This is a genomic window from Synechococcus sp. NOUM97013 (assembly GCF_014279815.1).
Classification (GTDB): Bacteria; Cyanobacteriota; Cyanobacteriia; order PCC-6307; family Cyanobiaceae; genus Synechococcus_C.
This window is the reverse complement of record NZ_CP047941.1, coordinates 2092510-2106913: the sequence shown is the minus strand read 5'-3', so window position 1 is coordinate 2106913 and position 14404 is coordinate 2092510. Positions and strand designations below refer to the sequence as shown.

Genomic DNA, 14404 nt, shown 5'->3' with positions numbered 1-14404 from the left:
CGTCCGGTTTTGCCTGCCTCTCGCTGGCATTGGGTTCCAACGTTTGCCAGCGCGGCCTTGCTGGCAGGCCTTGGTGCTTCCGGACTATTGCATGGGCAGGGTCGCACGGCCGCTGATGTCGCCTGGCTGGCTGGTGATTCCGAGTGGACCAGGTTGGACGAGCGGGAAGCCACGCTTCACCAGCGACGCCAAGCGGAAGAGCTCTTGGGCGCGTTTACCCGAGCTCAGCTCACACGTCATTACTGGGGCCAGTTCGCCTCCTCACTGATTGATCTGGGGCTCGTCGCTGATCCTTCCTTGAAAGCGAGCGTGGAGAGTCAGCCTTTGCAGACAAGGCTTTGGCTGACGCCAAGGCGTGGAGATGAGGCCTACCTCTCTCAAGTCAGCGTCGATGGAGGAAAATTGCGTCGCGTGCACTGTCGAGGTCCGATCGCCGATGTTGGCGCCACGTCAGCAGCTGTGACTGACAGCGATCAATGCCCTGCGGGTTGGACTGCACTGCCTCAGTGATGTGCTTGATGCATTAGCAATCTTCAGGTCATCTGAAACACTTTCCGGTCTTTAAATGGGTTTCTCGGGTCTGGCGGGAATCGCGAGACTCGAGGTTGGGTGGGCCGAATCGTGCGGATTTCTCTTGTGATTCCGCCGCTTTCGGCGATTTTGTTGGCAACTGTTTTTCATACGGCTAGGTTTTTAGAGACGTCTTTTTTCGCCGTCCGTGTTCACCCGTTTTGCAGCCGGCGCACTCGCCGCCGCTTCCCTTACCACTCTGGCTGTCGCCGCTGAAGCTGGCACCTCGCGCCCCGTGCGCTGGGTGTCCGGTGGTGCTGTCTGGACCACCAAAGCCAGTTCCTTCGCCAAGTTCTTCAGCGAAGGCGAAATCACCGATCGCGCCCTTCAGGCCGGCATCAACAACTCCGGTTGGACTGCCGATGAGATCCAGGAAGGCATGACCAAGACCTACGACGTGGATCTGGTTGGCGTGTCCCGCTTCCTGTATTCCGCCGATGGCGTCGCCTTCCTCGACGACCAGACCCGCAGCTACTTCCCCTACTGGCAGAAGAAGAAGACCGCTGTGGTCGCTCTTCGCTCCGCCATCATTCTCGACGCTGCTGACGGCGAAATCTCTTCCGCCGGCATCATGGCCAACCTGCCCGTCGACTTCCGTCTGAACGACAACGGCACTTCTGACGGTGCTCAGAACGTCTGCAAGGACGGCCTCGACGAGCCTCAGTCCACCTCCCTGCTCTCCTGGTACGTGTTCCTGCCCGCTTGCGTGCAGGCCAACCAGATCCTCCCTGCGGAGCCCGCTCCTGTTGCCGCCCCCGTTCGCGGCCTCTGGTGATCGATTCGAACCCTTCAGGTTCGACGTCATCGTTCAAAAGGCCCCGGCATTGCCGGGGCTTTTTTTATGCCGCTCTCAGTGATACACGCCGGTAAGTCGCCAGTGGCGCAACCGTTGAGGAAGGGTCTGCCCGAGCAGTCGCGTTAGGGCTTGCCTAAGCACGGAAAGCTCTTCTGAGCCGATGTCTCCTGATGCTTCCATCGCCTGCTGATAGGGACGACTGTCTCCGAGCCACCGTTCGATCAGGCTGGCATCCACCGTCAGCGTCAGGGATTCCTGCCAGCTGGACGGCTGGATTGTCCAACCGTTGGTGTCGAGTGTCGCGAGCAGACGCTCCCGTTGCGTCTCCTGGGAAAGCCAATCGCCCTCCCGCTGGGCCAGAGAGTTGAGAGCCTGCAGGAGGTACGGATCGGTTGTGTCGTTGTCGACCAGCTCGAGCACTGCGGCAGCGGGTCCGAGTTGGGGCTCACTGAACAACAGACGCAGCTGTGCATCCGGCATCGCCCTTGCACTCAATGCCTTCCAGATGGTTTCCAGTTCTGGCGAGGACAGGTCCTGAGCATTGAGCCTTCCTCCCAGCACCTCGAAGCGGTAATCGGCCTTGAACCTGTCCAGCCCCTTCGGACTGTCCAGCACGGTCGGTTGATGGAGCGGGTCGAGCAGTTGCAGCTGGGCGTCCAGCCGTTGCTGTTCGGTGCGGGAGGCGCAGAGGATTGTCAGCCCACCTTCGGCAACGGCGCCCAGCGGGTCGAGTGACCACAGCAGCGAGCGTCCACCCAGCACGACGACGCGGTCAGTGCGCTTCCAGTCGAGATCCGACCAGAGCCGTTGGCGCAGCTCCTGCAGGCGTTCACCATCCACAGCCCGTTGCCGCTGCAACCATCGCTCCAGCTGGGGTTCTTCCGGGCCACTGCTCATCAGCAGCGGATGCTCATCCACGGCTTCCGCGGAGGCTGCCAGCTGCGCCGCTCGGCGCTCCAGCATCCGCTCGCGCCGTTGGCCTTCCCATCCCTGGCTGCTCGCTGACCAGAACACCTCACCTTGTAGGGCCTTGGGAAGGTATTGCTGAGCTACCCAGTGTTCGCGGAAGGCATGGGGATAGCGATAGCCCTTGCCATCGCCGAAGGCATCGCCATCGCGGTTGGCATCCCTTAGGTGGGTCGGCACCTCCTGACGCTGTGCGTCACGCACGCTGCGCAGGGCCTCGAAGACCCCGGAAGTGCTGTTGCTTTTGTCTGTGCAGGCCAGATAAAGGGCGGCCTGTGCCAAGGGATAAAGACCCTCCGGTAAGCCGATGCGTTCAAAGGCCGCGGCACAGGCTTCCACCACCACCACCGCTTGGGGATCAGCCAAGCCCACATCTTCTCCGGCGGCGATCAGCATGCGGCGAAAGATGAAGCGCGGATTTTCTCCGGCTTCGATCATCCGGGCCAGCCAGAACAGAGCAGCATCGGCGTCAGAACCGCGCAGCGATTTGATGAAGGCACTGATCGTGTCGAAGTGCGCATCCCCTTGTTTGTCGTACAGCACGGCTCTCTGCTGAATCGACTCTTCAGCGATGCCGAGGTCGATCTCGATCACTCCTTTCGCGCTGGTGGGTGTGCTCTCCACGGCCAGTTCGAGCGCATTCAGCAAGCTGCGCGCGTCACCGCCGGCAACGTTCACCAGGTGGTCGGCCGCCTCTGGTGTGATCTCCACCTTTCGGTTGCCGTAGCCGCGTTCCGCGTCGCTGAGTGCGCTCCTGAGTAACCGGCTCAGGTCATCGGCTTCCAAGGCTTCGAGCCGAAACAGCCGCGAGCGGCTCACCAGTGCCTTGTTGACTTCGAAGTAGGGGTTTTCAGTCGTCGCTCCGATCAGCGTGAGGGTTCCGTTTTCAACCCATGGCAGCAACGCATCCTGCTGGGCACTGTTGAAGCGGTGCACCTCATCGATGAACAGGATTGTGCGCAGTCCGTGGTGCTCCAGGCGGCGGTGCGCTTCATCCACCTCATGGCGTAGATCCTTCACCCCAGCCAGCACAGCATTGAGCGAGCTGAAATGGGCTCGGGTGTGATTGGCGATGATCCGCGCCAGGGTGGTTTTGCCGACTCCTGGAGGACCATGCAGGATCAGGTTGCCGACCCGATCGGCGGCAATGGCGCGTCGGAGCAGCCTGCCTTCGGCGAGGATTGCTCCCTGGCCGACGAATTCATCCAGATCACGCGGACGGAGGCGGTCGGCAAGGGGTGCCTGCTGACGTCTCAGGGCATCGCCGTGATGGCTGAACAGATCCTGATCTGAAGGTCCGCCCACGGCATCGAATCCTGAAGTTGTGATTCTTGCCTGATTTAGGCCAATCAAACTAAAAATCGCAGTCATAATGCGGCCGTCTGACATCTGGCCGTGCGTCTGAACCGACCCCTGATTCCGCTGGCCTTGACGACCGTCATGCTGTCGGCTTGTGGGATGGGCGGTGGAGCACAGCGACCCTTGCCCGAGGTGCAACAGGCTCCTGTCGAAGAAGCGATGTTCACCGACGATGTCGACACGGTGAGCACCCTCGAAGCGAGTGATCTGGTGCAGCTGGCAGCTCAGGCTTCCGGCCGCATTCTTGAGCTGAAGATCGCTCAGGGTGATCAGGTGAAGCCAGGCCAGTTGCTCATGGTTCTGGATCAGGCCGCGGAACAAGCACGCCTGGCCACCGCCCGAGCTGAAGAGCAGAAGGATCTGCTGGAGCTCAAACGCTATGAATTCTTAGTCCCGCTTGGAGCTGCTGAGGCGTCGGAACGCGATCAGCGTCGAGCTGTCTATATCGCTTCCCGCAACAAGGTTCTGGCTCAAGAGGCGCAACTCGCTTACAGCAATTTGGAGTCACCCATCGCCGGATTTGTAGCGGATGTCTCGGTGCAGGTCGGCGATGTGGTGCAGACCGGCGACCCCTTCACCAAGCTCATTCGCGACAACACTCTGGAAGCCAGGGTTGAGGTCCCTTCCACCTACGCCAATCGCATCCGCCTGGGGCAGCAGGTTCTTCTCAGCCTTCCCGGTAGCGATGAGGTGCTAGCGCAAAGCACCGTGTCTTCTGTGGATCCCGGAATCGTCTCGGGAACACAGGCTCTGCTGGTGCTGGCGGAATTCCCCAATCCCGATGGATCCCTGCGCAATGGTCAGCGATTGCGCACCCGGGTGCAACTGGATGCCCGCGAGCTTCCCTCCGTTCCTTTTGCGGCTGTCACCCAAACCTCAGGCCAGAGCTTTGTGTTTCGGCTCGGCACCCTTAGAGAGCTTGAGGCTCAGCCGGGCAAAGCTGATCTGGATCGCATCAAGAAGGGCATTGAACGTGGCGTGATTCCTTCCACAAGTCTGTTTGCACTGCAGACCCCGGTGAGCCTCGGTTCGCTTCAGAACAATCGTTATCCCGTCACCAAAGGGCTGGAGTTAGGCCAGAAGGTGATCACCAGCAATCTGTTGAGCCTCCGCCATGGCGTGCCCGTGAAGGTGAACAACTGAGCGCCTGAGCAATGTCTGCATCCAACAACTTCATCACCCGACCGGTTCTCACCACGGTCTGCAGCATCCTGATCGTGATCGTGGGTTTGATCGCGATTCCGATCCTCCCGATCGAAAACCTGCCCGACATCGCGCCGCCCACCGTCAAGGTGCGTGCGAACTACACCGGAGCTGATGCCATCTCCGTGGAAGAGGGTGTCACCTCGGTGCTGGAGCAGCAGATCAATGGTGTCGAGAACATGGACTTCATCAAGTCCAACAGCTCGGCCGATGGTGTGAGCTCCATTGATGTGGCTTTTGCTAGCGGCACGAATGGCGACATCAACCAGGTCAATGTTCAAAACCGGGTTTCGCTTGCTGAGCCACAGCTCCCAGAAGAGGTTCGCAAAGCCGGGGTGACCGTCAACAAGGCATCCAACTCAATTCTGCTTGTCTACAACTTCGGCAGTGAGGATCCCGACACGATCACCTACAGCGCTGAGACGATCAGCGGCCTTCTCGATCTGAACCTTACGGACTCGATCAAGCGCGTGACCGGGGTTGGTGATCTCACTTATTTCGGTAATCGCAAACTGGCGTTCCGCCTCTGGCTGGATCCCGACAAGCTCACGGCTTTCGGTCTCACCTCAACGGACGTTGTCAACCAGCTGTCCAGCCAGAACCGTCTGGTGCCGGCTGGTCAGGTGGGCGGTGAACCATCGCCGCAGGGGCAGCAGTTCACTTTCACGGTGCAGCTGCAAGGCCGTCTGCGCAGCGTTGAGGAATTTGAGTCGATGGTTGTCCGCACCGCTGAAGAAGGTGGGCTCGTGCGCTTGCGGGATGTGGGCAGCGTCCAACTCGGTGGTGAGTCCTATGCCGTGAGCGCTACCGATCTTCAGGGCGTCCCATCGGTGGGACTGGCGGTGTATCAGCTCACCGGCAGCAATGCCCTTGAGGTTTCCGACGGAGTGAAGTCGGTGCTGGCCGAGTTCGAAAAGACCATGCCGGTGGGCATGAAGATGGAGAAGATCTACGACAACACCGACTTCATCACCGCCTCCATTCAGGGCGTGGTGAATTCCTTACGGGATGCCGTGATCCTTGTGGTGTTGATCCTGTTTCTGTTTCTGCAGAACTGGAAGGCCACGCTGGTTCCAGGGATTGCCATCCCTGTTGCGTTGATCGGCACCTTCGGGCTGGTGCTTGGTTTCGGCTTCTCCCTGAATCAGCTCACCCTGTTCGGTCTCGTGCTGGCCACCGGCCTGGTGGTGGATGACGCCATCACCGTGATCGAGGACACGTCCAGCAAGAAAGCCGAAGGCATGACGGCGCTTGAGGCGGCCAAAGCCACGATGGATGAACTGTTCTCCGCCGTGATCGCCACCTCTCTGGTGAAGTTCGCGGTGTTCCTACCGGTGCTCTTCTTCCCCGGGGCCACAGGAACGATCTACAAGCAGTTTGCGGCCACGGTGATCTTCTCGATCGCCATTTCCACCTTCAACGCACTCACCTTTTCGCCGATGCTCTCGGCGTTGCTGTTGGCTCGCGAATCGAAGGATCCCGGTCGCAAGGCCTATGCCATCGCCGGCACCGTGATCGGTTTCGTGTACGGCCTGCTTGTGGTCGGTGGAGGGGCCGCGTTGGTGCTGGTGCCCACCGCCATCGGAGCCTTGGCCGGGCTACTGCTCGGCCGCGTTTTGGATCGTCCGGCCACCCTGCCCTTCACCATCGGTGGAGCCATCGCCGGTTTGATTTTGGTGGGAGTGAGCCGCATCCTGCCAGTCGTCATCTACCCCGCATTGGGTCTGGCGTTGGGCTGGTTCACTCCGGTGATCTTCGCCAACTTCAACCGCGGCTATGCGGTGATGGAAAGCCGTTATGCCGCTGCCCTGCAGTGGGCACTTGGCCGCCGAAAGCTAGTGATGAGCATCCTCGGCGCTGGCATCTTGCTGACGGCCGTAGCGTTTCGCGCGATCCCCGGTGGGTTCGTTCCGATTGAAGACCAGGGGTACGCCATCGGCGTCGTGCAGGCGCCAGAGGGGGTGTCTACTCAGGTCACAGAAGCTATCAATCAGCAGGTGGCCGCAGTGCTGCGCACCGAAAAAGACATCACAGCTGCCTCCGTTTTCAGCGGTGCCAGCCTCGATGGCAACAGTCCCAATAAGGGCCTGTTCTTCTTTGGCACCACCAACTGGTCGGATCGCCAGCAGAAAGACCAATCGGTGGCGTCGATCGTGGAGCGCCTCAACAAGAAGCTGGCGGCTTCCGTCGATGGTGCTCGGGTGTTTGTTGTGGAGCCTCCCTCCATTCCCGGCTATGGCACCGGTGGTGGATTTGAGTTCCAGCTGCTCGATCAGAGCGGTGGTGCCTACAGCCTTGCGGAGTTCAACGCCACAGCCGGTCGTCTGATCCAGGCCGGCAATGCCGATCCTGAACTCAACCGGGTCTACACGCTTTTCTCGCCTGAATCACCCCAGATCGAGATCCAGGTCGACCGTGATCGCATGGCTGCTGTCGATGTGGACTTCGGATCGGCGATGCAAACCTTCAGCGTCAACTTCGGCGGTTTGTATGTGAACGACACCTTCCAGGAAGGAAAGGTGCGGCGTGTCTATGTGCAGGCCAATGCAGAAAGCCGAGCTACACCCGAGCGTCTATCCGCTGTGTACGTGAAAAGTGCCACAGGTGATCTGATTCCTTTGGCTGAATTTTTCACCGTCCGGGAAACCTATGGCCCCACGGTGGTGCCCCATTTCAACCTGTACCGGTCGATCAAAATCGAAGGCACGCCGGCACCAGGCAACAGTTCCGGTCAGGCCATCAACGCGATGAAGGGGATCTTCGAAAGCGTGAACCCTCAGGGCCTCAGTTTTGATTGGACCGGCATCTCCCGGGAAGAAGTGAAAGCTGGTGCTTTGGCGGTGGTGATCTTCGCTTTGGGCATTCTCGCGGTGTATTTGGTTCTCTCCGCCCAATACGAGAGCTATGCCGACCCGCTGATCATTCTGATGACGGTCCCTGCAGCCATGCTCGGTGCCCTGCTCTTTCTGGCGTTGCGTGGTGAGGTGCTCAACGTCTACGCCCAGGTGGGCCTGGTGATGTTGATTGGCCTGGCGGCAGGCAATGGCATCCTGATTGTGGACATGGCCAATCAGCGCATGCAGGCCGGTGCCAATGCCTTGGAGGCCGCGCGTTTTGCGGCGAGCTCGCGTCTGCGTCCGATTCTGATGACGGCGATTTCCTCGTTGTTTGGCTTCGTTCCGCTGGTGTTCGCCAGTGGAGCTGGAGCCCGGAGTCAGACGTCACTGGGTGCCGTGGTGTTCGGTGGTCTGCTGGTGGCCACCGTGTTGTCGTTGTTTGTGGTACCTGTGTTCTATGTCGTGATGAAGTCTCTGCTGGGCCAGGCGGATGGGGCCAGCAGTGGTCCAGCAGCCGGGGATGATCCGGGATTGATCACCTCATGACACAGCGGGTTCGACCTGGGGCTGACACCCACAAGCCTTCTGATTTCAACGGCTTCAAGGTGCTTTGGTTCACATTCATTGGTGCGGGAATCGGTGTGGTGCTGTCGATTTTTCTCGACACCTTCATCCGCAACACACCTGCGACCATTCGCCACACACGGCTCCATTACCTCTATGGGGTCGTGATCTCTTCGACCGCTCTCTTCAGTGCCTCGATTGAGAGCATGCGTCAGCTGCAGGAGAGTGCGCCCGAAGAGGAGTACCGCACGAGCAAGTCAATGCCAGGGAGGCCTCGTCAATAGACGAATCACCTCCCTGCCAGGGTGGATGCGGTGATCAGGTGATCACCGTGGGCTGCTCCATGCCGGTGCGTTGTTTGATCTCAGCCAGATCGTTGATGGCGTTGATCATCCCGGCCAGGGCGACCTGAGGATCCTGGTTGAGGTCTCCGGTGTTGGGGACGTAGCTCTCCAGGTAGACCCGGATCGTGGCCCCCTTGGTGCCCGTGCCGGATAAACGGATCACCACACGGCTGCCATCGTCTAGGAGGATTCTCAACCCCTGCCCTTGAGTGACCGACTGGTCCACAGGATCGATGTAGCTGAAATTGTCAGCACCGCTGATGGTCTGACCAGCGAAGGATTGCCCCACCAGCGAGGGCAGCATCGTTTCCAGACGTTCATAGAGGCCGTGAGCAGCTTCCGTTGGTACCGCTTCGTAGTCATGGCGTGAGTAGTAGTGCCTGCCGAAGCGTTGCCAGTGGCTGTTCATGATGTCGGCCACGCTGCAGCGGCGTACGGCAAGGATCTGCAGCCAGAACAGCACGGCCCACAAGCCGTCTTTTTCGCGCACGTGATTGCTGCCGGTGCCGAAGCTTTCCTCTCCACACAGGGTGATCTCGCCGGCATCCAGCAGGTTGCCGAAGAACTTCCACCCAGTGGGTGTTTCAAAGCAGTTGATGCCCAGATCCTTGGCCACCACATCCACCGCCGCGCTGGTGGGCATGGATCGGGCGACGCCCGACAGGCCTCCGGCATACCCGGGGGCGAGGGTGGCGTTGGCCGTGAGCACCGCGAGGCTGTCGCTGGGATTCACGAAGCAGTGATGGCCCAGGATCATGTTGCGGTCACCATCTCCGTCGCAGGCGGCGCCGAACCGGTAGCCGTCACCCTCGAGCAGGAGCTCCGCGAGGTCGTGGGCATAGGTCAGGTTGGGGTCAGGGTGTCCTTTGCCGAAGTCCTCGAGGGGCACGCCATTGCGCACGCTGCCAGCAGGTGCGCCGAGCAGGTCTTCGAACACCCGTTTGGCGTACGGCCCTGTCACGGCGTGCATGGCATCAAAGGCCAGCGGAAAGTCGCTCTTGAGCAGCTCTCTGATCTGATCGAAATCAAACAGCTGCTGCATCAGGGCAACAAAGTCATCAACGCCATTGACGATTTCAACCTGCATCGCACCGATCTGATGCGTTCCCGGTTGGTCGAGGCTGAGGGGCTGTGCCTCAGCGATCGCGTATTGCTCCAGAGTTTTCGTGCACTCGAACACCGCATCCGTGAAGGAGCTCGGAGTGGGACCACCATTGGCGCCATTCACCTTCACGCCGAAGTCGCCATCGGGACCGCCGGGATTGTGGCTGGCGGAAAGAATGATGCCTCCGATCGCTTTCCTCTGGCGGATCAGATTGGAGGCTGCGGGGGTTGAGAGGATGCCGCCTGTGGTGACCACCACCTTGCCGAGTCCATGGGCTGCCCCCATGCGCAAGATCACGTCGATGGCCCGTCGGTTGCCGTAGCGACCGTCACCACCGAGCACGAGAGTGCCGCCCTGCACGCCAGGCAGGGTCCTCAAAACCGCTTCAACAAAGCTCTCGAGGTAGTGAGGCTGCTCGAATTGTTGGCTGCTCTTGCGCAGTCCCGATGTACCGGGTTTCTGGTCTGTGAAAGGAGCGTCGAGTCGCACGATGGTTTGCGTGGGCTCGGCCGAGGCGGAGGCAGTCATCCCGGGCGGTTGGGGTGGATCTACGGAACCTAAACATGCCTGGACAGATCCAGGGTGTTAGGGGCAACCACTTGTCGCAGCTACCTTTTGCTCATCGCGTCGGCTGAGTTGTGATGGAGATCAATCGCCCCAATGCAGTACCTCTCTCTCAGGAGCAACAAGAGCTCCTCGCCCATGTCCGTCAACGATTGGAGTCAATGGTCTCAAGCCACGGCTTAACAGCTGATGACGTGAACGAATTGACCCGTGAACTGCGTGAGCATCCTGCGTTGAGCAGTGAGCTGATGCAGCAGGTTCGCGATGAAGTGGAGCGCTTGCTCCCAGGGCAACGCTTCAGTTTCGATTGGGATTGAGTCCGAAGAGCTTCATGTTCGTGTGGGCTCTTTTGGTGCCGGTGCTGGAGCCTTCGCGCAGACCACAGTGAGTCGACGGGCTGGACGATCAATGCTGTCCCGCCGTTGAAAGCTGTTGCTGCTGGCCACCTGAGAGGCCTGGATCAATTCCCAGAGCGTGTCCTTACAGGCAGCTGGCAGCCGCGGGTGATCCATCAGTGGATCCGCAATGCTCCGGGTCTGATCGCAGCTGCTGAGGTCGTTCTCCCGCGAGCAGCTGTAGGCGAGCAATTGCAGCGACCGCATCTCTTCTTGCGTGGGCAGGGGGACGGTCTTGACCTGCGTGAAGGCCGCTGGAGGCAGCAACAGGGCAAGCCCCAAGAGGGACAGCGGCAATCTCACGGAGAGTGAATCAGTCATTGCATGAGCATTCTGACCCGATCGGCATGCCGGTCGACGATCGGCATTGGGTTGCCCAACGCCTCGCCTGCAGCGGATCAAGTTGGAGCTGAGCGGATGTTGCCATTGATCGATCGAAACCGATTTCTCTTCATGAATCTGAGGTGATTGCTGGCCTTTGCTCTCCACTGCCGCACTTGGCGCGTTGCCGTTCAAGTTTTTTGCGAATGCGCGAATTGACGCCCAGTTCCGCCCCTCGCCAGAGACGATCCATCTCTCGGGTGAAGTGTTTGGCGAGTTGGGGTGAATGAATCACCAGCAGGGTTTCATCGTTGGTGTGAGCAGCTGAGGGCGACCAGTTGAAGGATCCTGTGATCACTGTTTTGTGATCAATGACGGCGAACTTGTGGTGGAGCTTGTCGCCGCGGGCCAGTCTTGGTGTGCCGATGCATTGATGTGCAGTGTTTTTGAAGGAACCGCTCAGGGGCGCTCAGGACTCTCCCGCGCCCATAAGCCAATACCCAGGCCAGAAAGGCGCTGGATCTCGTGATGAGACGCCCTAGGGCTACGAAGGGCTACTAAATAATGGATCTGGCTTGGCTTTTGAGGGTGTCAGCTCTAAGCCCGAATCCCATGTAGGGGAGAGGGATGCTGAAGAAGCCGCCGAGGGTGAGGGACAACAACGGTGCTCTCCAAGTCAGGTTGAGGCTCGATGGGCGGGACCATTTCATCAATCGCCCTGGTCGTTTTGAAGATCCAGTCGCCCAAGCCAGGGCACAAGCCATCTGCGCTGAGATCTGGCGGGATGCCCAGCAGGGCGATTTAGACCTAGCTCTGAATCGATATCGCCCACTGGTGGAGGGTCGAGATCAGGATTTGCTCGATGCTCTTAGGTCACTGGCAGAGGAGAAGAAGCAGGCAAGGGTCACTCATGCCTATCGGTAAGCGAAGAGGTTTGGCTTGCCGATCAGGACCAGAGCCCAGGTTGATCGCTTCCTTGCATGGATGAAGGCAGAGGGTTTGGCTGCATCCACTCAGTCCAGGATCCTCAGCACGATTCGATCTGTGCAACCAGGCAATAAGGCATTGCGGTTGGTCCAGGTGAAGGTGCCAGCAAGGTCAGTGGAAGAGGAAGTACTTAGTCGGGAGGAGATCAAGAAAGTGCTGGACGATCTCACAAGCAATGAGGAGTGGTTTTACCCCTGCTTTGCCCTGTGGTTGAGCACAGGGCTCAGGAATGCAGAAGTGATTGGTCTGACCTAGGACTGTGTGCGCCTGGATGAAGGGGAGCTGCTGATCAGCAAGACGTTGAGGCGTGATGGCACTGCTACGCATCTAAGACTTTGGTCAGGCACCAAGACAGGCAAGGCTCGGGTGGTGCCGTTAGGTCAGCAGGTCGTTGAGGTGCTGAGGAAGCACAGAGAGACCATGCAGTGCCTGGGACTGAACACGAAAGATGGCTTGGTGTTTGTGACGCCAAGGACCCATGGGCATCTGTATGACTCAGGGTTAGAGAAGGTCTGGAAGCGCTCGCAGCGACGTGTGGGATTAGCTCCAAGGCGTCTGTATGCCCAAAAGCACTCGTTTCTGAATCATGCCCTGGCACTGGAGAATAGCCCCGCTGATTTGGCAGCAGTTGCAGGACATCGCACGGGGGAGCTGCTCAGGACCTATGCGAAGCCAACGGGACGGGTCAAGGTGCCGAAATAGTGAGTCAGAGCAAGCATCAGTAGATTGAGGAAAGCAGGGAGAAATTCAGATGCCCTCATTGCGGAGACGTCATTGCCTGCTCTATGGAGGGTGTCCTTGGTTTGTATTCAGCCAAGATCTATAGAAGGCATCAGCAGGAGTGTAAGCGAGATAAGATGAGCCGCTAATGATTTGATTAGTCCTCCTCCTGGAGGGTGCTTCTGCTCGCTTTTAAGGCAGGGTGTGTGCCAATTTTTGGGGCTATATCAGGGGGCTTGAGATTGCTGGTTTCATGCTCCAGAGCCATTGGTATAACTGGTTTATATGAACTGATTTTTATGTCTAAATATGCTGTAAAGATGAAGTGCGCACTCTAGGTAGTTCTGGTTTCTGACTGCCTTATAATATGTATTTCGAAACGAGGGCAGGACGCCTTCTCTGCGATCCGAAAATAAAATACTCGCCACTGCATGTTTGCTCTGGCGAAGACGATAAACCGTCTCTAAACCCTAGCGGTGAGAAACACCGAGAAAAGCCACATCAATCGCATACTCTTATCCATGTCTGTAAAGTCCAAGTTTGAAATCTTTTATGTCCAGTCCATGGCTGCTGAATACGACAGCGGCTATGTCTTTCTCCCTGAGCATCAATACGTTGATCCCCTGATTTTGAACGAGCTTCTTGAAGCGAATAACTCTTTCCCTTGCAATTCCACTGGCGAGATGGAGGTGTGGACAACCAGCCCCAACCTTCAGCCTAAGAGTGAATGGGAGTGCATTAACTATGTCTCTGAAGAGGTCTTGAAAGAACGGGAATGCCAGAGCCTCTTTGATGATTTGATTTCAGGCGATTATGCGGGGATTGGGGACGGCTGGAATCCTCGTTTTTCTCAGTGTCACTTGGAGTGATGGCGATCAGGAGGCTGTGGAAGAAGCCATCTCCAACCATCTGGAGGCTGCCCCTTCTCAGGCTGATCTTGATGAGTACAAGGGTCTGAAGGTAAAGCTCGGTCTTTGACCTGAGGTCTCATGCACTCCCCAGAGCAACTGCTGCAGGGTCTCACAGTGACCTTGCAGCATCTGGGTTGGAGAAAGACTGACAGTGGGGTGTATCGCTTTCGGTGCCCCTACTGTCAACACGACGGTCATATCCCTGGCTACGTCCACAAGGGGCATCTCCATCCTGAGAAAGGATCTCCAGGTCGATGGAGGCTCAAGTGGCATCGCTGTGGCATGACAACGACCTTGCTGGACTTCGTGAGGGAGCATGCAGCTCACCTACTGCTGCCTACATCTGAGGTCTTAGAGGTGCCCTCTCCAGGGGCTGTTGATGCTTGTGGTGATGAGGAGAGGGTTACTCGCCTTCCACCTCAGAGGGGCATCTCTGATGCTCTCTGGAGGTCACAGCATCTACCGAGACATCTTTACAGGGGTAATCGAAGAATCCATGGTGATGAGCACCAGTAGTCCTTATCCCCTAGAAATACACCTCAGTTGAATATGACAACAGGCTACGCATAACTGTTTCTGACTGAAAACTCTTATACATAGTGGTGAAGGTATAGGAAATTCACATTCAAGACTCCTTTGAGTATGAATCGATTGGATCATGGCTATTGAGCTTTGACTCCGCACTGCTTCCGCTTTAAGTGCGCTTGAGTCCTCTTTGGAGTAATTTTTGATTCAAAAGTGATTGGTTTTAAGGTGGAAATC

General features: G+C 58.2%; 12 protein-coding genes and 1 pseudogene. 9 read left to right on the top strand and 4 right to left on the bottom strand.

All coding sequences use genetic code 11. From position 1 onward, the window contains the following. The first annotated feature begins 9 nt into the window (after positions 1-9). Positions 10-510 carry a thymidylate synthase gene (locus tag SynNOUM97013_RS11495; RefSeq protein WP_186479905.1) on the top strand — a complete coding sequence of 167 codons (501 nt, stop codon included), beginning with the start codon at positions 10-12 and terminating at the stop codon, positions 508-510. A gap of 208 nt (positions 511-718) precedes the next feature. Next, positions 719-1345 (top strand): alpha/beta hydrolase, encoded by a 627-nt coding sequence (locus SynNOUM97013_RS11490; protein WP_186479904.1) that lies wholly within the window; start codon positions 719-721, stop codon positions 1343-1345. Between the two features lie 75 nt (positions 1346-1420). On the opposite strand, the gene SynNOUM97013_RS11485 is transcribed toward SynNOUM97013_RS11490, so the two are convergent. Further along, positions 1421-3637 carry an AAA family ATPase gene (locus tag SynNOUM97013_RS11485; protein WP_255442773.1) on the bottom strand — a complete coding sequence of 739 codons (2217 nt, stop codon included), beginning with the start codon at positions 3635-3637 and terminating at the stop codon, positions 1421-1423. A gap of 135 nt (positions 3638-3772) precedes the next feature. Here SynNOUM97013_RS11485 and SynNOUM97013_RS11480 point away from each other — a divergent pair, with 135 nt between their 5' ends. Genes SynNOUM97013_RS11480 through SynNOUM97013_RS11470 form a run of 3 tightly spaced genes read left to right on the top strand, consistent with a single transcriptional unit; the run spans position 3773 to position 8579 of the window. Further along, positions 3773-4834, top strand: a complete 1062-nt coding sequence (locus SynNOUM97013_RS11480) for an efflux RND transporter periplasmic adaptor subunit (RefSeq protein ID WP_186481609.1) — start codon at positions 3773-3775, stop codon at positions 4832-4834. An 11-nt stretch (positions 4835-4845) separates the two neighbouring features. Further along, positions 4846-8277, top strand: coding sequence for an efflux RND transporter permease subunit (locus tag SynNOUM97013_RS11475; RefSeq protein ID WP_186479902.1), 3432 nt, complete (start codon positions 4846-4848; stop codon positions 8275-8277). Further along, complete coding sequence (locus tag SynNOUM97013_RS11470; protein ID WP_186479901.1) at positions 8274-8579, top strand: hypothetical protein; 306 nt, start codon at positions 8274-8276, stop codon at positions 8577-8579. The genes SynNOUM97013_RS11475 and SynNOUM97013_RS11470 overlap by 4 nt, the downstream gene beginning before the upstream one ends. Before the next feature lie 34 nt (positions 8580-8613). Here SynNOUM97013_RS11470 and SynNOUM97013_RS11465 read toward each other — a convergent pair whose 3' ends face one another. Then, complete coding sequence (locus SynNOUM97013_RS11465) at positions 8614-10272, bottom strand: alpha-D-glucose phosphate-specific phosphoglucomutase (RefSeq protein ID WP_186479900.1); 1659 nt, start codon at positions 10270-10272, stop codon at positions 8614-8616. A gap of 113 nt (positions 10273-10385) precedes the next feature. On the opposite strand from SynNOUM97013_RS11465, the gene SynNOUM97013_RS11460 reads away from it, so the two are divergent. After that, positions 10386-10625 carry a hypothetical protein gene (locus SynNOUM97013_RS11460; protein WP_186479899.1) on the top strand — a complete coding sequence of 80 codons (240 nt, stop codon included), beginning with the start codon at positions 10386-10388 and terminating at the stop codon, positions 10623-10625. 12 nt (positions 10626-10637) lie between these two features. On the opposite strand, the gene SynNOUM97013_RS11455 is transcribed toward SynNOUM97013_RS11460, so the two are convergent. Beyond that, a complete protein-coding gene (locus SynNOUM97013_RS11455) occupies positions 10638-11024 on the bottom strand; it encodes a hypothetical protein (protein ID WP_186479898.1) in 387 nt (128 codons plus the stop codon). Between the two features lie 130 nt (positions 11025-11154). Then, positions 11155-11451, bottom strand: a pseudogene (locus tag SynNOUM97013_RS11450) (phospholipase D-like domain-containing protein); the annotation flags it as partial. Positions 11452-11651: 200 nt separating this feature from the next. Here SynNOUM97013_RS11450 and SynNOUM97013_RS13880 point away from each other — a divergent pair. The 3 genes from SynNOUM97013_RS13880 (at position 11652) to SynNOUM97013_RS11440 (ending at position 13600) form a co-directional block, all read left to right on the top strand. Next, positions 11652-11948 (top strand): hypothetical protein, encoded by a 297-nt coding sequence (locus SynNOUM97013_RS13880; RefSeq protein ID WP_370586426.1) that lies wholly within the window; start codon positions 11652-11654, stop codon positions 11946-11948. 324 nt (positions 11949-12272) lie between these two features. Further along, entirely contained in the window at positions 12273-12713 is a 441-nt protein-coding gene (locus SynNOUM97013_RS13875) for a tyrosine-type recombinase/integrase (protein WP_370586425.1), read from the top strand. A 581-nt stretch (positions 12714-13294) separates the two neighbouring features. Next, positions 13295-13600, top strand: a complete 306-nt coding sequence (locus SynNOUM97013_RS11440) for a hypothetical protein (RefSeq protein ID WP_186479897.1) — start codon at positions 13295-13297, stop codon at positions 13598-13600. The last annotated feature ends 804 nt before the right edge of the window (positions 13601-14404 follow it).